We start from the raw sequence: 22241 nt of genomic DNA, 5'->3' as shown, positions 1-22241 counted from the left end.
GCCGCCGAGTCTACGAGGGGCCCGCGCCCACCTCCCCGGCGCTTTCGCGGACGAGGTCGGCGAACCCGCGCGCGAGGTCCGCCGCCGCGCCCTCGGTGTAGAGCGCGCGGTCGTAGTGCAGCGTGCCCGCGACGCCCTCGGCCGCGTCGCGCACGGTGACCATCAGGTCGAACGGGTTGCCGCCCTGCCCGACCCGCCACGGCGTCACCGCGACGCCGGGCAGCACCAGCCGGTCGGCGAGCGAGCCGAGGGTCTGGAAGGCGACCTGGGCGACCGGGTTGCGGGTGAGGTCGCGGGGCGGGCGCACGGCGGTGACGATCCGGTCGAAGGGGGTGTCCTGGTGGCGCAGCGCCCCCAGGACGGCGTCCCGGACGACGGGCAGCGCGTCCGCGTACCGCTCCCCCGGCAGGTCGAAGCGCAGTGGCAGCGTGTTGACGAACAGGCCGATCGCGTCCTCCGCCGCCACCGAGGGCCGGTTCCCGGTGAACGTCGCGACCACCAGGTCCCGCCGGCCGGTGAGCCGCCGCAGGTACCGGGCGAACACCGCGAGCAGCGCCGTGTAGTCGGTCACCCCGGCCGCGCGCGCACCGGCCCGCAGGCGTTCGACCACGTCCGCCGACAGCGCGAACTCCGCGGTGCCCTCGGTGGTCTCCCGTCGAGTGGGCCGGGGCAGGTCGCCGGGCACCTCCAGCACCGGGGGCGCGCCCGCGAGCCGGTCCCGCCAGTACGCGGGCCCCGCCGGGTCGGGCCGTTCCGGGGGCACCGGCGGCAGCGGCGGCGGGGTTTCGCCCCGGTACAGCGCCGCCAGGTCGCGCCACAGGACGGCCATCGACGTGTCGTCGGCGGTGATGTGGTGGATCACCGCGAGCAGCACGGACCGGCCCGGGGCGGTGCGGACCAGGCTCAGCCGCACCACCGGGCCGTGCGCCAGGTCGAACGGCCGGACGACCTCGCGGGCGAGGAACTCCTCCGCCGGACCGTCCACGACGGTCAGCTCCAGGTCGGACCCGCCGACCTCGGGGCTGGGCACGCCGCGCTCGGCGCGGTAGGTCGTGCGCAGCGTCGCGTGCCGCCGGCCGAGCGCCACGACGGCGGCGCGCAGGGCTTCGACGTCGATGTCGCCGGCGCACCGGTACGCCTCGTGCATCGAGTACTCGGGCGACGGCCCGGAGAGCTGGTCGAGGAACCACATCCGCTGCTGGGCCGCCGACAGGCCGGGTTCGGCGACGGCGGTGGCCACGGCGGGCAGGTCCCCGGTGACGAGCTCGGCCAACGCCTCCACGGTGGGCGCGGTGAACAGGTCGGCGACGGTCACGCGGCGGCCGAACGCCTCGGTGAGGCGGGCGCACACCCTGGTCGCGGCCAGGGACTGGCCGCCGAGGTCGAGGAACGGGTCGTGGACGCCGACCGGCCGCACCCCCAGCACCTCGGACCAGGTGGCGGCCACGGTGCGTTCGGCGTCGTCGCGCGGGAGGACGAGGGGGACGGCCAGGTCGGGGCGTCGGCCGTCCGGGTCGGGCAGGGCGTTGCGGTCGGTCTTGCCGCTGGTGGTCAGCGGCAGCGCGGCCAGCGGCACCCACGCGGTGGGGAGCACCGCCTCCGGCAGGGTGGTCGCCAGGTGGGCGCGGAGCTCGGTGCCGCGTGGCGGTTCCCCGGCGGGCACGAAGTAGGCCACGAGCCGGTCGTCGCGGACGGCCGCGACCGCCGCGCGCACGCCGGGGTGGGTGAGCAGGGCGGCTTCGACCTCGCCGAGCTCGATGCGGTTGCCGTGCAGCTTCACCTGGTGGTCCAGGCGGCCGTGGTAGTCGATCGTGCCGTCCGGCAGCCACGAGGCCAGGTCGCCGGAGTGGTAGAGGCGCTCTCCCGGCGACTGGGCGAACGGGTTGGGCACGAACCGCTCGGCGGTCAGCCCCGGCCTCCCGAGGTAGCCGCGCGCGAGTTGCACGCCGGCGATCATCAATTCGCCTCGGCCGTCGGTCTCGCGGAAGTCGTTGTCCACCACGTGCAGCCGGGTGTTGGCCACCGGGCGGCCGATCGTGACCCTCTCGCCCGGCAGGCACCGCACGGCCGACACGTCCACCGCCGCCTCGGTCGGCCCGTACAGGTTGTGCAACTCACAACCCACAAGCCGATGGAACGACTCCGCAAGATCGTCCGGCAACGCCTCACCACTGCACAACACCCGCCGCAACGGCAACCCCGGCAACACCCCACCCAAAAACACCCGCAACATCGACGGCACAAAATGCGCCGTCGTCACACCCCGCTCAACAATCACCCGCACCAAATACGCCGGATCACGATGACCACCCGGCTCCGCCACCACCAACGTCGCACCAACCGACAACGTCCAAAAAAACTCCCACACCGACACATCAAAACCACACGGCGTCTTCTGCAACACCCGATCCGACGAATCCAAACCATACTCCGCCTGCGCCCACCGCAGACGATTCACCACCGCCCGATGCTCCACCACCACACCCTTCGGACGACCCGTCGAACCCGACGTATACATCACATACGCCGCATTCCCCGGCCCCACACCCGACTCCACCGGACTCCCCGATGTGCCGGTCTCGGCGACGAAATCCCGGGTGATCACCAGCTCGGCCGAGGAGTCCTCGACCATGAACCTCAAGCGTTCTTCGGGCAGCTCCGGGTCCAGCGGCAGGTAAGCGCCACCCGCCTTCAGCACCCCCAGCAGAGCCACGACCAATTCCGCGCACCGGGGCATCCGCACGCCCACGACCGACTCCGGGCCGACGCCGAGCGAGCGCAGCCTGGCGGCGAGCGCGTCGGCACGAGCGTGCAGTTCCGCGTGGGTCAGCACCACGTCGTCCGCGACGACGGCGACGTCGCCGATGCGCGCGCCCTCGGCCACCAGCTCCGGCAGGGTGGTCATGCGTCCTCGCCCACCTTCGCGCGGCGGCGGGCCGCGAGGATCGGTGCCTGGCGGGGGTAGCCGGCCAGCGCGGCGGACAGCGCCTCGACGGTGGGGTGGTCGAACAGCGCCCGCACGGGCACCGCCACCCCGAGCGCGGACCGCAGCCGCATGGCGATCCGGTTGGCCAGCAACGAGTGCCCGCCCTGGTCGAAGAAGTCGTCGCGCACGCCGACCCGGTCCACGCCGAGCGCGGCGGCCCACACCCCGGCCACCACGTCCTCCTCCGGGGTGCGCGGTGCGACGTAGACCGCCCGGGGTGCCGCGTCCGGCGCGGGCAGCGCGGCGCGGTCCAGCTTGCCCGCCGGGGTCAGCGGGAAGGCGTCGAGGACGAGCAGCGAACTGGGCACCAGGTGGTCGGGCAGCGTCCCGGCCGCCGAGCGCCGCAGGTCGGCGGCCGTGACGTCGCCGACGACGTACCCGGCCAGTTCGAGCCCGCCGGACGCGGCGGTGAACGGCAGCACGACCGCGTCCCGCACCCCGGGTTGGGCCAGCAACACCGCCTCGACCTCGCCGGGTTCGATGCGGTGGCCCCGCACCTTCACCTGGTGGTCCACCCGGCCGAGGATCTCGACGTGCCCGTCCGGCCGCCGCCGGGCGAGGTCGCCCGTGCGGTACAGCCGCGCTCCCGGCACCGGCGAGTGCGGGTCCGGCACGAACCGCTCGGCGGTCAGCGCGGGACGGCCGAGGTAGCCGCGCGCCAGCCCGGCACCGCCCAGCCACACCTCGCCCACCACGCCCGGCGGCGCGGGTTCGCCGCGCCAGTCGAGCAGCCGCACGTCGGTGCCCGCCACCGGTTCCCACACCTGCGCGACCCCGTCGGACACGCCGGCGACGGTGGACCAGACGGTCGTCTCGGTGGGCCCGTAGAGGTCCCACAGCACGGCTCCGCCGGCGGTCAGCGCGCGGGCCAGGTCGGCGGTCAGCTTCTCCCCGCCGGCGAACACGGTCAGCCCCCGGGGCGGCACCCAGCCGGAGTCGAGCAGCACCCGCAGCCGGGACGGGGTCGCCTGCACCACCGACACCCCGGCCCGGTGCACCAGGTCGGCCTGCCGGTGCGGGTCCTCGGCGTCGCCGCCGGTGGCGATCACGGTCCGGCCGCCGACCAGCAGCGGCAGGTACAGCTCCAGCGCGGAGATGTCGAACGAGACCGTGGTCAGCGCGAGCACCGCAGCGCCGGGTGCCAGGCCGGGGCGGTCCCGCATGGAGAGCAGGAAGTTGCCCAGCGCGCCGTGGCCGACCATCACGCCCTTGGGACGCCCGGTCGAACCGGAGGTGTAGATGACGTACGCGAGGTCGTCGGCCTCCGGTTCCCGCGCCTCGACCGCCGGACCCGTCTCGCCGGCGAGGACGACGTGGGCGGTCGTGTCGCCGAGCAGTCCGGTCAGCAGCGGTTCGGTGATCACGGCGTCGGCCCGGGAGTCGGCCAGCACGTACGCCACGCGCTGCGCCGGGTAGTCCGGGTCCACCGGCAGGTACGCCGCGCCCGCGCGGTGCACGGCCAGCGGCGCGACCAGGGTGTCGACGCCCCGGTGCAGCAGGAGCGCCACCAGCGAGCCCCGGCCGACCCCGACCGCGCGCAGCCGGCCCGCGAGGGCGGCGACGCGGGCGTCGAGCTCCCGGTAGGTCAGTTCGTCGTCGCCGGCGACGACGGCGACGGCGTCCGGGTGCGCGCGGACCGCGCGGGCGACCAGGCCCGGCAGGGTCGCGGGCAGCGCCGGGGGCGCGGGCGTGCCCCGCAGCGCCTCGGCGCGGTCGGCGGCGGGCAGGCCGGTGGACCGGGGGTCGCCGCCCGCGCACGCGCTCTCCAGGGCGTGCCGGTAGACCCGCGCCAGCAGGTCCAGGTGCCCGGCGCTCACCTTGTGCGTGAACGCCTCCAGCACGAACGCGCCCGGCGTCGTGGAGACCGAGAGCCCGAACTCGTTGGGGGTGCTGTCCTCCACGCCGTCGAGCGCGACCACGTCCGGGTCGAGCACGTGCATGTCGGTGTGGTTGAAGAAGACGTCGACCAGCGGCGTCGCCCCGCCCCACGCGGCCTGCATCTCGGGCAGCGGGAAGTGCCGGTGGGGCCACAGCGCGGTCTCCGCGGCGAACACCTCGCGCGCCAGGTCGGCCCACGTCCCGGCGGTGGAGCGCACCAGCAGCGGCACGGTGTTGAGGAACATGCCGCGCACCAGCTCGCCGTCCACCCGCTCCAGCCGGCCGTTGGTGACGTACCCGGTGTGGAAGACCGGGTCGCCGTCGGTGGCTCCGGACACCGTGCGCAGCGCCGTGAGGTGGGCGGCCAGCAGCAGGCTCTTGAGCGGCACCCCGGCGTCCGCCGCGACGGCGTCCAGGGGCAGGTCGCCGTGGGGCACGCGCGCGGTGCGGTAGACGCCGTCGTCCTCGCCCGCCCACGCGGCCGGGACGGTGAACCCGGCGATCCCCTCGACCTGGGCGGCCCAGAAGGCGCGGTCCGGCGCGGATTCCAGCGCGAGCAGCTCGCGGGCCACGGTGTCGGCGAAGCGGACGGCGGGCGGTGCCGCGGGCCACGCCCGCCCGGCGCGGACCGCGCGGTAGGCGTCCAGCAGCTCGGCGACGAGGGAGTTCTGGCTCCAGCCGTCGAGGATGGCGTGCACGTAGACGAACGTCAGCCGCCACTCGTGGTCGCCGAACCGGTGCACGTGCAGGCGCAGCAGGCAGGGCCGCGTCAGGTCGAACGGGCGGGGACGGTCGGCGTCGAGGAACGCGCGCAGCCGGGCCGCCCGCGCCTCGCGGTCCAGCCCGCGCAGGTCGGTGCAGGTCATCTCGACCTCGGCGGCGGCGTGGACGCGCTGGAGGGGCGTGCCGCCGTCGGCCAGGTCGATCGAGGTGCGCAGGATCTCGTGCTTGGCGGCGAGCAGCCGTGCGGCCTCGTGCAGCGCGGGGAGGCTGAACTCGCCGTCGTCGTGGACGGGGTAGCCGAGCGCGTTGACGTACAGGCCGCGATCGGTGCCCGCCAGCATGAGGTGCACCATGCCCGCCTGCGCCTGGGTGAGCGGGTAGGCGTCCACCACGTCGGCGGGCAGCGCGGCCCGCTGCTCCGCGCCGATCAGCGCGAACGGGGCGGTGCCGGCCTCCGGGGCGGACATGGCGGTGGTGAGCCCGGCGGCGAGGTCGGCCACCTTCGGGCGGCGGAACAGGTCCTGGACGCCGACGTCGACGCCCTGCGCCCGGAGCAGGCCCACCGCGCGGATGGCGCGCAGCGAGTCGCCGCCGAGTTCGAAGAAGCCGCTCTCCGCGCCGACCCGGTCGGCTCCGGTCGCTTCGGCGAACACCCGGGCGACCAGGATTTCGGCGGGGGTGCGGGGCGCGACGTACCCGGCGGCGGCGCGGCGGGCTCCGGGGGCGGGCAGGGCGTTGCGGTCGGTCTTGCCGCTGGCGGTCAGCGGCAGCGCGGCCAGCACCGTCCACACGACGGGGATCATCACGTCGGGCAGGGTGGTGGCGAGGTGGGCGCGCAGGTCGGACGGCGGCGCGCCGACCGGGACGACGTAGCCGACCAGCCGGTTGTCGTGCACGGCGACGGCGGCGGCCCGGACGTCGGGGTGGGTGAGCAGGGCGGCTTCGACCTCGCCGAGCTCGATGCGGTTGCCGTGCAGCTTCACCTGGTGGTCCAGGCGGCCGAGGTAGTCGATCGTGCCGTCCGGCAGGAGGCGGACGAGGTCCCCGGTGCGGTAGAGCCGTTCTCCCGGCGACCGGGCGAACGGGTCGGGCACAAACCGCTCGGCGGTCAGCCCCGGCCGTCCCAGGTAGCCGCGCGCCAACTGCACACCGGCGATCACCAGTTCACCGGGGACACCCACCGGCACGAGTCGCAGGTCGTCGTTCACCACGTGCAGCCGGGTGTTGGCCACCGGGCGGCCGATCGTGACCCTCTCCCCCGGCAGGCACCGGGTAGCGGACACGTCCACCGCCGCCTCCGTCGGCCCGTACAGGTTGTGCAACTCACAACCCACAAGCCGATGGAACGACTCCGCAAGATCGTCCGGCAACGCCTCACCACTGCACAACACCCGCCGCAACGGCAACCCCGGCAACACCCCACCCAAAAACACCCGCAACATCGACGGCACAAAATGCGCCGTCGTCACACCCCGCTCAACAATCACCCGCACCAAATACGCCGGATCACGATGACCACCCGGCTCCGCCACCACCAACGTCGCACCAACCGACAACGTCCAAAAAAACTCCCACACCGACACATCAAAACCACACGGCGTCTTCTGCAACACCCGATCCGACGAATCCAAACCATACTCCGCCTGCGCCCACCGCAGACGATTCACCACCGCCCGATGCTCCACCACCACACCCTTCGGACGACCCGTCGAACCCGACGTATACATCACATACGCCGCATTCCCCGGCCCCACACCCGACTCCACGGGGCCGTCGGGCTCGTCCAAGTCGACGAGGTCACCGGGCGTGATCACGATCCGCGCGCCGGAGTCCTCGACCATGAACCTCAGGCGCTCCTCGGGCAGCTCCGGGTCCAACGGCAGGTAAGCGCCACCCGCCTTCAGCACCCCCAGCAGAGCCACGACCAGTTCCACGCCGCGTTCCAGCCGCACGCCCACGACCGTTTCCGGGCCGACGCCGAGCGACCGCAGCCGGTGCGCCGCCCGGTCGGACCGGGAGGCCAGCTCGGCGGCGGTGAGCTCGACGTCCCCGGCCACCAGCGGACCGAGGTCGCCCAGCAGGTCGACCAGCGTGCCGCCGGGGTAGTCGGCCCGGTGGTCGGACCAGCGTTCGAGCTGCGCCACCTCGGCCCCGGTGAGCCACGGCAGGTCGGCGACCCGGGAGGCGGGGTCGTCGGCGATGCCGCCCAGCAGCGTCCGGAAGTGGCCCGCCACCCGCTCGACGGTGGTCCGGTCGAACAGCGCGACCGGGTACTCCAGCACCCCGGCGAAGGTGCCGTCCGGCTGCTCGGTGACCTCCAGCGTCAGGTCGAACTTGGCGCTGTGCCACGGGGAGTGCACCGGTTCGGCGTGCAGCCCGGCCGAGGTGAACTCGGCCCGTTCGGTGTTCTGGAAGACGAACATGGCCTGGAACAGCGGCGAGCGCGACAGGTCGCGGTCCGGGGCCAGCACGTCCACCAGCCGTTCGAAGGGCGCTTCCTGGTGGGACAGGCCGTCGAGCACGTCGAGCCGCACCCGGTCGAGGAAGTCGGCGAACGGGGCCGAGGGGTCCACGTCGGCCCGCAGCACCAGCGTGTTGAGGAACAGGCCCGCCATGTCGTGGGTCTCGGCGCGCATCCGCCCGGCGACCGGCGTGCCCACCGTGAGGTCGCGTTGCCCGGCGTAGCGGGACAGCAGCACCTGGTAGGCGGCGAGCAGCACGGTGAACACCGTCGCGCGGCGCTGCGCGGCCAGCGCGGTCAGGCGGGCGGCGACCCCGGCGTCGACGGTGAACCGGACGATGTCGCCGCGCGGGTCGTGCACGGGCGGCCTCGGCCGGTCGGTGGGCAGGTCCAGCACCGGAGCGCCCGCGAGCCGGGTGCGCCAGAAGTCGAGCTGCCGGGTGACCGACGGCCCCCGCGCGTGTTCCCGGTGCCAGGCGGCGAAATCCGCGTACTGGGCCCGCAGCGGGGGCCGGTCGCGGTGGTCGTAGAAGGCGGCGAGGTCCTTGGCGACGGCGGAGGCGGACCAGCCGTCCCAGGCGATGTGGTGGGCCACGACCAGCAGCACGTGGCCGCCGTCGGGCAGCCGCAGGAGCCGCACCCGGAGCGGGGCGCGGGCGGCCAGGTCGAACGGAACGGACGCCTCGGCGAGGGTCGTCGCCGCCACGTCGTCGGTGTGCACCACCCGGAAGTCGACCTCGACCGGCCCGACGACCTGCGCCGGGGTCCCGTCGTGCTCGACGTAGGTGGTGCGCAGCACCTCGTGCCGCCGCACGACCTCCAGCCACGCGGCGCGCAGCCGTTCGACGTCGGGGTCGCCGTCGAGCCGCCACGCCGAGGTCACCGCGTACTCGGTGCCGCCGGGCCGCAACCGGTCCAGGAACCACATCCGCCGTTGCGCGGCGGACAGCTCCAGCGGGCGGGTCCGGTCCACGGCGGGTATCGCGTTGTCCGCCTTCGCGGGCACGGTCCCCCGGAGGTACCGCTCCAGCAACTCCTGCCGCCGTGCGGCCGTGTTCTCGCCCATGACCTCGTCCCCCGCTGACCCGTCCCCCGTGGCCGTCGTCGCCGACGGCGTGTTCCGCCGCGTCAGGCGGTCGCGTCGGCCGCCATGCGTTGGCGCAGGCTCAGCGGGCGCATGTCGGTCCACACCTGGTCGATGTGGTCCAGGCACGTCTGCTTGGGGCCTTGGACGCCTTCGTAGCGCCAGCCGGAGGGCAGTTCGCGGTCCACGGGCCAGATCGAGTACTGCTCCTCGTGGTTGACCACCACGCCGTAAGTGCGCTCGTCGTCGCTCATGTGTCCTCCCCAGTCGGTCGGACGCCGAGCGTGCACGCACGCGGGCGTGCGGACAAGGAACAAACACGCAGCAACGCTCACGCGGTGCCGTCCCTGTGCCGCGCGACGCGCGGCCGTCACCCTGACGACCATGAGCCTGCCGCTGTCCTTCCCGCAGGAGCGCCTGTGGTTCCTCGACGCGCTGCGCCCCGGCGGGAACGAGTACCTGCTCCCCCTGGTGCTGCGCCTCGGCGGCGACCTGGACGTGCCCGCGCTCGCCGGCGCGCTGGACTCCCTGGTCGACCGCCACGAGGTGCTGCGCACCCGCTACCGGGATCGCGGTGGCGCGCCGGAGCAGGTGGTGGACGAGCCGGCACCCGTTCCGCTGCCGGTGCTCGACGTCGCCGGGCACGAGGTGGACGCGCTGGTCGCGGCGGAACTGGCGGCGGGGTTCGACCTGGCGGCGCAGTGGCCGCTGCGGGCCCGGCTGCTGCGGCTCTCCCCGGTCGACCACGTGCTGGTGGTCGTGGTGCACCACATCGCGTTCGACGGGTGGTCGTGGGACGTGTTCGCCCGCGACCTGGCCGCCGGCTACGGCGGCGCGGCGCTGCCCGAGCCGCCCGTGCAGTACGCGGACTTCGCGGCATGGCAACGGGAGTCGGCGGCGGGCCTGGAGGCGCAGCTCGACTTCTGGCGCGCGCGGCTGGCGGGCCTGGCCCCGCTGGAGCTGCCCACCGACCGGCCGCGCCCGCCGTCGTGGGACCCGACCGGCGCGGCCGTGCGGGTGGAGGTGCCCGCCGCGCTGGCCGGCCGGCTGGCGGAACTGGGCCGGTCGCGGCGGGCCACGCCGTTCATGGTGCTGCTGGCGGTGTACCTGGTGTTCCTGCGCCGGCACGCCGGGACGACCGACATCGCGGTCGGGTGCCCGGTGGCGGGCCGCCCGCTGGCCGAGGTGGAGGACCTGGTGGGGTTCTTCGTCAACACGCTGGTGCTGCGCACGGACCTGGGCGGCGACCCGAGCTTCGAGGGGCTGCTGGACCGGGTCGCGGAGACGGCGCTGGCCGCGTTCGACCACCAGGACGTGCAATTCGAGCGGCTGGTCGCGGAGTTCGAGCCCGACCGGGACCTCTCGCGCAACCCGCTGGTCCAGGTGGCCTTCGGGCTCAACGAGATCGCCGAGGACCGGTTCGCCCTGCCCGGCCTGTCCGTGGCGGAGGTCGACGTCGGGTGGGCGTCCGCCACGTTCGACCTCGGCCTCCAGTTCGAGCGCCGCCCCGACGGCGCGCTGACCGGGACCCTGACCTACCCGACCGCGCTGTTCGACGCCGGCACCGCCGAGCGGATGGCGCGCCGGTACGTGCGGTTGCTGGAGAGCGTCGTCGACGCCCCCGGTCGACCGGTCTGCGAGCTGGAGGTGCTGCCCGACGACGAGTTCCGGCTCCTGGTGGACGAGTGGGGCACCGTGCCGGGCGGCGGCGGGGCACCGGCGTGCTTCCCCGACCTGTTCGCCGCCCGCGCCGCCGCGCGGCCGGACGCGCCGGCCGTGCTGTTCGGCGACGACGAGATGACCTACGGCGAACTGGACGCCCGGTCCACCCGGCTGGCCCGGCTCCTGCGGTCGCGGGGCCTGGGCCGGGGTGCCGCCGTCGGGGTGTGCCTGGAACGCGGTTTCGACGCCGTGGTGTCCCTGGTCGGGGTGCTCAAGTCGGGGGCGGCCTACGTGCCGTTCGACCCGGCGCACCCCGCCGACCGGCTGGCCTTCCTGGTCGCGGACGCGCGGGTGGGCGCGGTGGTGACCCGGGCGGGCACGGCCGCGCTGTTCCCCGGCGGCCCGGTGATCGTCCCGGACGACGCGGCGGGCCAGTCCTGCGACCGTCCGGAGTGGACGGTGGACGCGGGCGACCCCGCCTACGTGATCTACACCTCCGGGTCGACCGGGCGGCCGAAGGGGGTGCTGGTCGAGCACGGGGCCTACGCGGAGCACGCCGTGGTGATCGCCGGCGAGTACGGGACCACCGCCGAGGACCGGGTGCTCTCGCTCGCGTCCCTGGCCTTCGACACGTCGTTGGAGCAGATCGGCGCGTCGCTGCTGGCCGGTGCGGCGGTGCTGCTGAGCGACCCGCTGTTCTGGACGCCGGAGGAGTTGGCCGAGCGGCTGCGGCGGTTCCGGATCACCGCCGTGAACATCACCCCGCACTACTACCGCGAGCTGATGTCCGTGATCTCCCCCGACGACGTCCGGTCGCTGCGGCTGGTGAACGTCGGCGCGGACGTGGTGACCGCCGACGACGCCCGCCGCTGGCACGACCTGGCCGTCCCGGGGCGCTTCGTGGCCTGCTACGGCCCGACGGAGGCGACGATCACCAGCCTCCTGCACCGGGCGGTGGGGGCGGACCTGGCCGCGCCGTCGCTGCCCATCGGCCGGCCGGTGCCGGGGACCGGCGCGTACGTGCTCGACGACCGAGGACGCCCCGCGCCCGTCGGCGTGCCCGGCGAACTGCACCTGGGCGGGTCGCGGGTGGCCCGGGAGTACCTGCGGCGTCCGGCGCTGACGGCCGACCGGTTCGTGCCCGACCCGTTCTCCGGCGTGCCCGGGGCCCGCCTGTACCGGACCGGCGACCTGGCCAGGGTGCGCGCGGACGGCGCGGTGGAGTTCCTGGGCCGCGTGGACGACCAGGTGAAGGTCCGGGGCTTCCGGGTCGAGCTGGGCGAGGTCGAGGCGGTGCTGGCCGCGCAGCCGGGGGTGCGGGCGGCGGCCGTGGTCACCAAGGACCTGCCCGACCCGCAACTGGTCGCCTACGTCGTGCCCGCCGGGGACGACGTGGACACCGACGTGCTGCGGGACGCGCTGCGCGCGCACCTGCCGGAGTACATGGTGCCCGGCCTGTGGGTGGCGCTGCCCGAGCTGCCGCTCACCCCGAGCCGGAAGGTGGACCGCGCCGCGCTCCCCGTCCCGGCCCCGGTCTCCGCGCCGCCGACGGCCCCGGAGTCCGAGGTGGAGAGCGCCATCCGCTCGATCTGGCGGGAAGTGCTGCCCCACGGCGACTTCGGCACCCACGACGACTTCTTCCGCCTGGGCGGCCACTCGCTGCTGGCGACCCGGGTCCTCTCGCGGCTGCGCAAGCGGTTCGACGTCCGCATCACCCTGCGCCACCTGTTCACCGCGCGCACCGTCGCCGCGCTGGCCGTGGTGGTCGAGGAGGCCACGGCGGGCAAGTCCTGAACGACACCGCGGGGCGGGCGGGGGCGACCGCCGCTCCCGCCCGCCCCGGTCGGTCTCAGACCGGGACGGCGGCCACGTCGTCGTCGGAGAGCCCGTCGACGTGCGCGACGACCGCGTCGTGGATGTGGGCCGCCGCCCCTTCCACGGTCGGGAAGTCGAACAGGCTGCGCACGGGCAGCTCGACCGGGAACCGCTCGGCGACCAGGGCCACGAACCGGGTGGCCAGCAGCGAGTGCCCGCCCAGGTCGGCGAAGAAGTCGTCGTGCACGCCGATCCGCTCCACGCCGAGCAGCTCGCACCAGATCTCGGTGACGACCTCCTCGACCGGGGTGCGCGGCGCGACGTAGGTGCCGGTCGCGGCGACGGGCACGGTGAGGGCCGCCCGGTCGACCTTGCCGTTCGGGGTGACGGGCAGGCCGGCCAGGAACGACCACAGGCCGGGCACCATGTGGTCGGGCAGCCGCTCGGACAGGAAGGCGTGCAGCTCGTCGGCGGCGGCGTCGCCGACGACGTGGGCGACCAGCACGCGGTCGGACCCGTCGCGGTCGTGGGCGGTCACCACGGCGGTGCGCACGGCCGGGTGGGCGACCAGCGCCGTCTCCACCTCGCCCAGCTCCACCCGGAACCCCCGGATCTTGACCTGGTCGTCCAGCCGGCCGAAGAACTCGACCACCCCGTCGGCGCGGACCCGGGCCTCGTCCCCGGTGCGGTAGACGCGCTCCCCGTCGCCGGTCGGGTCCGGGACGAAGCGCTCCGCCGTCAGCGCCGGCCGGTCGCGGTACCCCCGGGCCACGCCGGGGCCGCCCAGCAGCAGCTCGCCGCGTCCGCCCCGGGCCAGCGGCAGGCCGGACGCGTCGGCGACGAACGCGCGGGTGTTGGCGATCGGGGTGCCGATCGGGACGGCACCCAGGGTGTCGGCGACGGTCATGCCGCGCAGGGCGCAGGCGAACGTCGTGCACTCGGTGGGGCCGTAGCCGTTGCTCATCTCCGCGCCGAGCTCCTCGACGACCCGCCGCGCCTGCACCGGCGGCACCACGTCGCCGCCCGCGATCACGTGCCGCACACCGGCCAGCGCCCCGATCCGGGTGTCCACGACGTGGGCGAACAGGCCGGAGCTGAGCCACAGGGTGCTGACCCCGTGCCGGCGCACGGCGGCCTCGACCGCCTCGGCCGTCGGAGGACCCGGCGGGAGCACGGCGAGGACCGCGCCGTTCGCCAGCGCCCCCCACAGCTCGAACGTCGACACGTCGAAGCACAGGGAGGTCAGCAGCAGGAACACCTGGTCGGCGTCGAAGTCCGCGAAGTCCGAGCCGTGCACGAGCCGCAGGACGCCCCGGTGCGTGACCTGGACGCCCTTGGGCCGGCCCGTCGACCCGGAGGTGTACATCGTGTAGATCAGGTTGTCCGGGAAGACCGCGACGTCCGGCGCGCCGGTCGGACCGGTGCTCAGGTCCGTCTCGTCCACGACGACGACCGACCCCGCCGAGGCGACCCGCCCGACCAGCGACCGCTGCGTGACCACGACACCGGCACCCGAGTCCGCGACCATGTGGTCCAGGCGGGCGGCGGGGTAGTCGGGGTCCAGCGGGACGTAGTACCCGCCCGCCTTGAGGATGCCGAGCATCGCCACGAGCAGGTCCGGTCCGCGTTCGAGGCACAGCGCCACCGCGACCTCGGGTCCCACCCCGTGCGCGCGCAGCACGTGCGCGAAGCGGTTGGCGCGCAGCTCCAGTTCCCCGTAGGCGAGCTCGCCGCCGTCCCACCGGACCGCGACGGCGTCCGGACGTGCCGACGCGTGCTCGGCGAACGACTCGTGCACGCACCGGTCCGGCAGCGGCACTTCAAGGCCACGCAGCAGATCAGTCACGGCCGCAGTATCCGGCCGCGATCCCGGGCGACGGCAGAGACGAACCCGCACACTTTCCGGCCGCCCGCCGCCACGCCCGGCGAGCGCACCCCCTGCCGCCGTCAGCGCGTCACCCGGGCTCGACTCCCCGGAGCCACCGGCCCGCGTTCACCATCGAAGGCGTGGTCGCCCGGAGGAGGGCGGTTGGGTGGTGCGGGCCGCCGGCCGGGAGTCCACCGACGTCCTCGGCGGGCTGTCCGAGCGGTGGGAGAACCTGACGAACATCAGGGATCAGGTGGCCACCCACCGGGCCGAACTGTTCCTCGCGCACGCCAAGGACCTCGTCGACGGGCGTTGATCGTCCAACGCGGGCAGAAGTCGGTCCTGATGTGGATGGTCTACGGCGTGGTCGCGCCATTCGCGCCGGTGATCGTGTTCCACGTCTCCGCGACGGTCGTCACGGGGGTGCTCTCGGCCGTCGAGCCGACCGCCTGACCGCCCGGCCCCGCACCTCGCGGGCCGTGCTGACGGCCTGCGGCGGCCTGTCGGCGATGACCGACACGGCCCTGCGCGACGCGATCCGGGGCCGGGTGCCGGAAAGTGGTCGGCGCTGCCCGCTCATCCCCGGCACAGCGCACGCCCCGGTCGTCACGCGCCGGTCAAGGACGACCACGCCATCGACGCGCTCACCGCGGCCGCCGCACTCGGCCGTCGACCCCCGAGTCGCCCACGCCACCGGTTTATTCCACACTGGAAGTATCTCTTGTCGTTGCGGCACAAGAGATCCATGGTGACCGGGTCGCGGTCGACGCCGCCCGGACCGCCGGGCGGACACCGTCCACAGTGGCCGGACACCTCGTGGCCGGCCCACCCGCGCCGACCGGTCCGATTATTCCACCCGACCGGTCATTTATTTCAGCGCATTATTTAAATCACCCCCTTGAAAAGGGGTTGCGACCTTGCCCACAAAGGGTCCCTTCGGACTCGCGCATACGTTCTCCCAATCCCTGAGAAGGGATCGAATGAGGTGTTCCCGGGCCTAACATGGGGCAGGTGAACACATCCGAAGAGTGACCTTTGTCCGCATCGGTCACCGGCGCGCGGTAGGCATTACCTGGTCGACGACGACCAGGCCGCCAATCCACTGCCGCCGGTACCGGCTCGACTCCCGGCGTACCGGTCCTGGAATCCCACGCCGATGGAGAGCGCGGACCAGCGCGAATCCACCGAAGCCGTGACAGCCACCCTGCCACTGCTTCGGCGCGCCGAAAAACCGAAGCCGCAGCGTCGCGGTACCGATCAACACCGCGGGCCGCCGCGCGATCCGCGCCGGCGACTCGAAAACACCAGTCGGGGGCCTAGACACGTGCGTGCTGACAACGTTGATGTGACCTTGCTCGACGAACGCCCGGTGGACGTGACCGTGCTCGACGAGCGTCCGACCAGCGGGGTTCCCGGTGGGACCGCAGCGGCCCGGCTGTGGCGGCGGCGGCTCATCGAGGCCGAGGCGGGGCTCACCCGGTTCATCGTGGACGGCCGGGCCGGGGCGCAGTTGAACGGATTGCTGGAAACGAAGCGCGCCATCTTCGCGGAGATCCCGGACGGGCACGACGAGGACGAGTGGAAAACCGCTTTCTTCCGGGCCCAGGCGCTCATGGAGAAGTTCGTCGTCACCCACTTCGGCCTCGACCACCTCTCCTCGTGGGCCGCGATGAACAGTTCCGTCTACGCCGCCGTCGACGCCGAGCCCAAGCACGACGCGACGGTGCCGCTGCAACGGCTGAAGAACCAGGCGGGCCTGTACCGGTCGGCCGCCCAGTGGGTCGAGCAGGAATCCGGGCGGGCGGTGCTGCGGATCGGTCACTGCGCGATCTGGGACTACCGGGAACTCGCTCGCCGGCGCGGGGTGGAACTCACGCTCGACGCGCCGTGCGAGTACTGCGTTCCCGCCACCACGGCGATGATCACCAACAAGGGCCTCAACGCCGACTACGAGCTCACCGAGGACGAAACGGGTCACGGTTGTGTCTGGACCGCCTCCCACTGACAGCCGCCTTCCGGATCGGCTGACGGTTGCCCGCGTGACAGGTCGACACGATGAGGAACGGACATGAACGAACTCACGCTCGGTACTCCCGCACCCACCAGGGACCACACCAGGGACCACACCACGGGGTTCCGCGACCTCCCGGCCCACCAGCAACCCGACTGGCCCGACGCCGAGGCGCTGGCCGCCGTCCTGCGCGGATTACCGCCGGAGGACCTGGTGGACCGCGCTTCCGCGACTGAGCTGAAGGCGCGGTTGGCCGGCCTGGAGAGCTCCGGTGCCGTGGTGCTCCAGCTCGGGGACTGCGTGGAGGACATCGACCTCGACGTCGCGGCGGACACGGCGGACAAGCTCGCGTTCATCGACGCGAACCGCGTGCGGTTCGGCGCGCACACCGGACGCCCGGTCGTGGCGGTCGGCCGGATCGCCGGCCAGTACGCGAAACCGCGGTCGAGCAGCCACGAGGTCGTGGCCGGCACGCTGCTGCCCAGCTACCGGGGCCCGATCGTCAACTCACCGGCGGCGAGCGCCGAGGCGCGGCAGGCGACGCCGGGACGGGTCGCGACCGCGCACGCGGCGGCCCGCACGGCGGCCGAGGTGGTCCGGTCCTTCAACCGGTCCCGGTACCGGGACGAGGTCGTATGGACCAGCCACGAGATGCTGCTGCTCGACTACGAGCTGCACTTCCTGCGCGAAGGGGCGATCGACCACCACCTGGCGACGACGCACTGGCCGTGGATCGGCGCGCGCACCCGGCAGTTGGACTCGGCGCACGTCGCGGTCGCGGCAACCCTGACCAACCCGGTGAGCGTGAAGATCGGGCCGGACACGTCACCGGACGAGGCCGTCGAGATCGCGCTGGCGCTGAACCCCTACGACGAGCCGGGAAAGCTGGCGTTCATCGTCCGCATGGGGCACGAGTCCATCCACCTGCTGCGCCCCATCGCGCGCCGCGTGCGGCAGCGGGTGCGCAACCTGCACTGGATCACCGACCCGATGCACGGGAACACGGTGAAGGCGGCCGGCGGCCTGAAGACGCGCCACCTCGACCACGTCATCTCCGAGGTGCGGCACTTCCAGCGCATCCTGCTCGACGAAGGGTTGCGGCCGGCCGGGTTGCACCTGGAGGCCACGCCCGACGACGTCTACGAGTGCGCGGACAACTTCCAGGACCCTTACGACACAACGCGTTACACGTCGCTGCTCGACCCTCGGCTGAACCCCGAGCAGACCGCCCGCGTCCTCGACGCGTGGATCGCCTGACACCCGTTTCCTCCCCCCGCGACCGCGAGGTAGTTGGACGACCATGACTTCTTCGTTCCCCCGACTGGAAGATTCACCGACCACCGATCCCGAGGAGTACCTCCACGCCGCGCTGCGCTGGCACTTCTCCCCGGAGACCGGGTCGCCGCTGTGGCTCGGCATCGCCGCCGAGCTGGACTTCGACCCGGTGCGCGACATCCGGTCGTTCGCCGACCTCGGGCGCTTCCCGGACATCGCCGAGCACCTGCGGGACCGCCCGGTGGCGGACCTGCTGCCGCGCGGGCTCTCCGGGCACCCGGCCCCGTACGTCTTCGAGACGGGCGGCACGACGGGTTCGCCGAAACGGCTGCTCTACACCGAGCGCTGGATCAACCGGTGCCTCGACTGGAAGACCGACGAGCTGCGGGCGGCGGGGTTCCCGACCGGCGACCCGTGGCTGGTCGCGATGCCGTCCGGGCCGCACGCGTTCGGGCACACCACCCGGCTCCAGGCGCGGGCGCTGGGTTCCGTGCTGCACACCGTCGACCTGGACCCGCGCTGGGTGAAGAAGCAGGTGCTGGCGGGCCACCGGCCCGACGCGTACGTGGAGCACCTGATCGACCAGATCTCGCACATCGTGCGCACGCAGGACATCGCCGCGGTGACGACGACGCCCCCGATCCTCGCCGAGCTGGTGTTGCGCGACGACCTGGTCGACCGCCTGCGCCGGACGCTGAAGTACGTCTCCCTCGCCGGGGCGCAACTCGGTGACGACACGTTCGACCTGTTCGTCGAAGCGCTGCCCGGAACGGTGATCCAGAACGTCTACGGCAGCACGATGGTCCTGACCACCGCGAAGATCCGGAACCCGGCGGACCCGGCGGCGGCCACCGTGTACGACGGCTACCCGCCGTTCGTCACGTTCGCCGTCGTGGACCAGGAGACCCACCGGCCCGTCGAGTACGGGCAGCGCGGTCAGGTGCGGATGACCCACATCAGCAGCGCCGTGTTCATCCCGAACAACCTGGAGCGCGACTCGGCGATCCGTCTGCCGGGCCCGGCCGGGGCGGTCGGGGACGCGCTGCGCTCGCCGCAGCCGCTGGAGACCTTCGACGGCGAGCGCGTGATCGAGGGGGTGTACTGATGACCGGGGTCGTTTCCGGGGTCACTTCCGGGGCCGTTCCCGGGGTCACCGTCGCGGCCGTCCGGGACGGGGCAGCCGACCTGCCGGTGCTCCCGCTGCTGACCCACCGGGGCCGGCAGCTCGCGCACGCCCGCGAGGTCGTGACCGGGGTGGACGGCACCCCGGTCGCCTCGTTGTCGCTCGCGCCCGACCTCCTGGTGGCCCAAACGCTGGCGGCGCAGCGGAAAGCGCTGCCGCTGCCCCCGGAGGAGCGCGCCGAGCGCTTGGCGGACGCGGCGCGCCGGTTCGTCGACGAGACCTTCGGCGGGCTCACCTTCGCCGAGCACTCGGCGCGCGTGGCCGCCGTGTCGGGACACAACCGGGCGTTGATCGAGACGTTGGGGCTGGCGGTCGCCCGGTCCATCGCGGACGCGCCGACCCGCGCCGACCAGGGTCGTCCGACCGGGTCCGCGCGGTCGTGGCGGGTCGCGGCGGCCGGCTCCGGCCAGGGGGTGTGGACCCGGCGCGGGGAGACGCTCGGCGCGATCCTCTCCGGGAACCTGCCGACCATCCAGAACGGGTGGTTGCAGGCGCTCGCGCTGGGCTACCGCGTCGTGGTGCGGCCCTCGCGCCGGGAGCCGTTCACCGCGTACCGGGTGATCGAGGCGTTGCGCGCGGCGGGGTTCCGCGACCTCGACGCGGCGTTCCTGCCGACGTCGAGGCAGGGCGTGTCGACCATCGTGCGCCGGGCCCACCTCGGGTTGATGTACGGCGGCGACGACGTGCAGTCCGAGTACGGGTCGTCGCCCGACATCAAGGTCGGGGGCCCCGGCCGGTCCAAGACGCTGGTCGGGCGCGACCACGCGGGTCCGGCGGCGGTGGAACTGGTCGCCGACTCGGTCACCGCCCTGTCGGGTGCCGCGTGCGTCAACACGACCGCCGTGCTGGTGGAGGGCGACCACGCCGCGTTCGCCCGCGACCTGGCGGCGGTCCTCGCGGACCGCACGCGCGGGCGGCAGACCGGTGACGAGCACGTGGGCCCCCGGTTCCCGGTGGACTCCGCGCGTGCGCTGGTGGACCACCTGCGGCACGCCGCCGCGCGCGCCCACGCCGTCATCCCGTGGGACGACGTGGCGACGCCGCACCCCGACGGGGGCGTGGTCCTCGGTCCGGCGGTGTTCACCGTGGCCGACCCGCGGGACGGCCTGCTCGGCAAGGAGCTGCCCTTCCCGTGCGTGTGGGTCGCGCCGTGGCAGCGCTCGGACGGGGCCGAGCCGCTGCGGAACTCGTTGGTGGTCAACGCCATCACCGACGACGACGAACTGGTCGAAGCCCTGCTGCGGGACCCGACCGTGCAGAACGTCCACGTAGGAGCGCCCACCGTGCACAGCGACGGCAACCTCCCGCACGAGGGGTACCTGGGCGATTTCCTCATGCGCAGCAAGGCGGTGGTGTCGACCTGAGGCACCGCAGCGGGACGCCCCCGCCCACCACAGGCCAACGACGCAGGACACGCAGCGCGCAGGAGGAACGTTTTGTGCGGAATTGCCGGATGGGTCGACTTCGCCGGGCTCGGCCCGGAAGCACCCACCATCGCGGCGCGGATGAACGACGCGCAGTCCCACCGGGGCCCGGACGGGTCGGGCGTCTGGAGCTCCCGGCACGCCGTGCTCGCCCACCGGCGGCTCGCGGTCATCGACCTCGACGGCGGCGCGCAGCCGATGGCGCTGCACGCGGGTCCGGGCACGCCCGACCGCCTCGTCCTGACCTACAACGGCGAGCTCTACAACTACCGGGAGCTGCGCACCGAGCTGATCGCGCGCGGCCACGTGTTCCGGACGGTCGGTGACACCGAGGTCGTCCTCGCGGCCTGGGACCAGTGGGGACCGCGCGCGGTCGAGCGGTTCAACGGCATCTACGCCTTCGCGATCTGGAGCAGCGCCGAGGAGACGCTGTGGCTGGTGCGCGACCGGCTGGGCGTCAAACCCCTGCACTACCACCACGAGGGGTCCCGGCTGCTGTTCGGCTCGGAGGCGAAGGCGATCCTGGCGCACCCGGCCGTGCCCACCGCCGTGGACGAGGACGGCCTGCGGCAGCTCGTGCTGTCGCTGGTCAAGTTCCCCGGCCTGAACCCCTACCGGGGGATCTCCGAGGTGTTGCCCGGACAGGTGGTCGCGTTCTCCCGCAACGGTGTGCGCACCACCCGGTACTGGGACCTCAAGGAGGTCATCGGCCGCAGGGCGGAGACCTCGGACGTCGCCGACTCCGCCGAGCGCCTGCGCGCCCTGCTGGACGACGCGGTGGGGCGGCAGACCATCTCGGACGTGCCGCTGTGCACGCTGCTGTCCGGCGGACTGGACTCCTCGGCCGTCACCGCGATCGCCGGGCGGCTGCCCGGACACGACGGGGTGCGGTCGTTCTCGGTCGACTTCACCGACACGTCGGACTCGACCGGCTCGCGATCGGCGCAGGACCGCCGGTACGCCCGCGACGCGGCCGACTTCATCGGCTCGCGGCACGCCAACATCGTGCTGGACAGCGGGCTGCTGGCGGACAGCGCGGTGCGGGACGCCACGATCCGCGCGCGCGACCTGCCCAACGGTTTCGGCGACCTGGACACCAGCCTCCTGCTGCTGTGCCGGGAGATCCGCCGGCACGCGACCGTCGCGCTGTCCGGCGAGGCCGCCGACGAGATCCTGGGCGGCTACAAGTGGTTCCACGACCCGGCGGCGGTGTGGTCGGACACGTTCCCGTGGATCGCCGACAGCCCGGCGCACGGCCACCTGCACCAGAAGGTCCTCGGCACGATCGACCCGGGCCTGCTGGCGAGCCTGCGGGTGGACGAGTTCCTGCGGGAGCAGTACGCCGACGCGCTGGACGGCCTGGTCTTCGAGGAGGACCTGACCAGGGAGGAGCGGCGGCACCGCGAGATCATCCACCTGGCCACCTCGTACTTCCTGCCCATGCTGCTGGACCGCAACGACCGGCTGAGCATGGCCGGCGGCCTGGAGGTGCGCGTCCCGTTCTGCGACCACCGGATCGTGGAGCACGTGGTGCGGCTGCCGCAGGGCGTCCACAACTCGGGCGGGCGGGAGAAGGGCGTCCTGCGCACGGCGGTGCGGGACCTGCTGCCGACGAACGTGCTGGAGCGCACCAAGTCGCCGTACCCGTCCACCCCGGACCCCGAGTACTCCAAGCGCATCGGCGAGCACATCGCGGAGGTCACCGCGAACCCGCCGGACCACCTCCGCGACATCTTCGACCGGAAGGTGCTCGACCCGCACAACATCGCGGGCACGGCGAAGTCCGACGGGCTGGTCAGCAACTACGAGGGCGAAGTGGTCCTGAACTTCGCGTCGTGGCTGCGGCAGTACAACCCGAGCATCACGACCTGA

The 22241-nt window shown here is 73.5% G+C and carries 12 protein-coding genes; 8 read left to right on the top strand and 4 right to left on the bottom strand.

Going from position 1 to position 22241, the window contains the following annotated elements:
- Nucleotides 1-10: 10 nt before the first annotated feature.
- The 3 genes from AB0G01_RS26040 to AB0G01_RS26030 all read right to left on the bottom strand — a co-directional run bounded on the left by AB0G01_RS26040 (nucleotide 11) and on the right by AB0G01_RS26030 (nucleotide 9386).
- On the bottom strand, nucleotides 11-2905 hold the full coding sequence (locus tag AB0G01_RS26040) for an amino acid adenylation domain-containing protein (protein ID WP_360950055.1): 2895 nt from the start codon (nucleotides 2903-2905) through the stop codon (nucleotides 11-13).
- The gene (locus AB0G01_RS26035; RefSeq protein WP_360950052.1) at nucleotides 2902-9114 is read right to left on the bottom strand and encodes an amino acid adenylation domain-containing protein; all 6213 of its coding nucleotides are present in this window, start codon (nucleotides 9112-9114) and stop codon (nucleotides 2902-2904) included. The genes AB0G01_RS26040 and AB0G01_RS26035 overlap by 4 nt, the downstream gene beginning before the upstream one ends.
- Before the next feature lie 62 nt (nucleotides 9115-9176).
- Nucleotides 9177-9386 carry an MbtH family NRPS accessory protein gene (locus AB0G01_RS26030; RefSeq protein ID WP_360950049.1) on the bottom strand — a complete coding sequence of 70 codons (210 nt, stop codon included), beginning with the start codon at nucleotides 9384-9386 and terminating at the stop codon, nucleotides 9177-9179.
- Nucleotides 9387-9516: 130 nt separating this feature from the next.
- Between AB0G01_RS26030 and AB0G01_RS26025 the strand changes: the two genes are divergently transcribed.
- Nucleotides 9517-12588, top strand: coding sequence for an amino acid adenylation domain-containing protein (locus AB0G01_RS26025; protein ID WP_360950046.1), 3072 nt, complete (start codon nucleotides 9517-9519; stop codon nucleotides 12586-12588).
- A gap of 55 nt (nucleotides 12589-12643) precedes the next feature.
- Here AB0G01_RS26025 and AB0G01_RS26020 read toward each other — a convergent pair whose 3' ends face one another.
- Entirely contained in the window at nucleotides 12644-14455 is a 1812-nt protein-coding gene (locus AB0G01_RS26020; protein WP_360950043.1) for a non-ribosomal peptide synthetase, read from the bottom strand.
- A gap of 187 nt (nucleotides 14456-14642) precedes the next feature.
- On the opposite strand from AB0G01_RS26020, the gene AB0G01_RS26015 reads away from it, so the two are divergent.
- From AB0G01_RS26015 to asnB, 7 genes are all read left to right on the top strand, one after another.
- A complete protein-coding gene (locus AB0G01_RS26015; protein ID WP_360950040.1) occupies nucleotides 14643-14792 on the top strand; it encodes a hypothetical protein in 150 nt (49 codons plus the stop codon).
- Nucleotides 14789-14929, top strand: a complete 141-nt coding sequence (locus AB0G01_RS26010) for a hypothetical protein (protein WP_360950037.1) — start codon at nucleotides 14789-14791, stop codon at nucleotides 14927-14929. The genes AB0G01_RS26015 and AB0G01_RS26010 overlap by 4 nt, the downstream gene beginning before the upstream one ends.
- An 892-nt stretch (nucleotides 14930-15821) precedes the next feature.
- A complete protein-coding gene (locus tag AB0G01_RS26005; RefSeq protein WP_360950034.1) occupies nucleotides 15822-16481 on the top strand; it encodes a hypothetical protein in 660 nt (219 codons plus the stop codon).
- A 63-nt stretch (nucleotides 16482-16544) separates the two neighbouring features.
- Nucleotides 16545-17744: a 3-deoxy-7-phosphoheptulonate synthase gene (locus AB0G01_RS26000; protein ID WP_360950031.1), complete on the top strand. Its 1200-nt coding sequence runs from the start codon at nucleotides 16545-16547 to the stop codon at nucleotides 17742-17744.
- A gap of 43 nt (nucleotides 17745-17787) precedes the next feature.
- A complete protein-coding gene (locus AB0G01_RS25995) occupies nucleotides 17788-18867 on the top strand; it encodes an AMP-binding protein (protein WP_360950028.1) in 1080 nt (359 codons plus the stop codon).
- A complete protein-coding gene (locus AB0G01_RS25990) occupies nucleotides 18867-20309 on the top strand; it encodes an aldehyde dehydrogenase family protein (RefSeq protein ID WP_360950025.1) in 1443 nt (480 codons plus the stop codon). Before AB0G01_RS25995 ends, AB0G01_RS25990 begins: the two co-directional genes overlap by 1 nt.
- Nucleotides 20310-20381: 72 nt before the next feature.
- Nucleotides 20382-22241 carry an asparagine synthase (glutamine-hydrolyzing) gene (gene asnB, locus AB0G01_RS25985; protein ID WP_360950022.1) on the top strand — a complete coding sequence of 620 codons (1860 nt, stop codon included), beginning with the start codon at nucleotides 20382-20384 and terminating at the stop codon, nucleotides 22239-22241.

This window comes from Actinosynnema sp. NPDC023587 (genome assembly GCF_040640215.1).
In the GTDB taxonomy this organism is placed as follows: domain Bacteria; phylum Actinomycetota; class Actinomycetes; order Mycobacteriales; family Pseudonocardiaceae; genus Actinosynnema.
Note: the sequence above shows the minus strand (reverse complement) of the source record. Positions and strands in the feature narration are given on the sequence as shown.

Bases quoted from the DNA above. Each gene is read 5' to 3' on its own strand.
- AB0G01_RS26040 (WP_360950055.1), bottom strand. From the start codon at position 2,905: ATGACCACCCTGCCGGAGCTGGTGGCCGAGGGCGCGCGCATCGGCGAC.
- AB0G01_RS26035 (WP_360950052.1), bottom strand. From the start codon at position 9,114: ATGGGCGAGAACACGGCCGCACGGCGGCAGGAGTTGCTGGAGCGGTAC.
- AB0G01_RS26030 (WP_360950049.1), bottom strand. From the start codon at position 9,386: ATGAGCGACGACGAGCGCACTTACGGCGTGGTGGTCAACCACGAGGAG.
- AB0G01_RS26025 (WP_360950046.1), top strand. From the start codon at position 9,517: ATGAGCCTGCCGCTGTCCTTCCCGCAGGAGCGCCTGTGGTTCCTCGAC.
- AB0G01_RS26000 (WP_360950031.1), top strand. From the start codon at position 16,545: ATGAACGAACTCACGCTCGGTACTCCCGCACCCACCAGGGACCACACC.
- AB0G01_RS25995 (WP_360950028.1), top strand. From the start codon at position 17,788: ATGACTTCTTCGTTCCCCCGACTGGAAGATTCACCGACCACCGATCCC.
- AB0G01_RS25990 (WP_360950025.1), top strand. From the start codon at position 18,867: ATGACCGGGGTCGTTTCCGGGGTCACTTCCGGGGCCGTTCCCGGGGTC.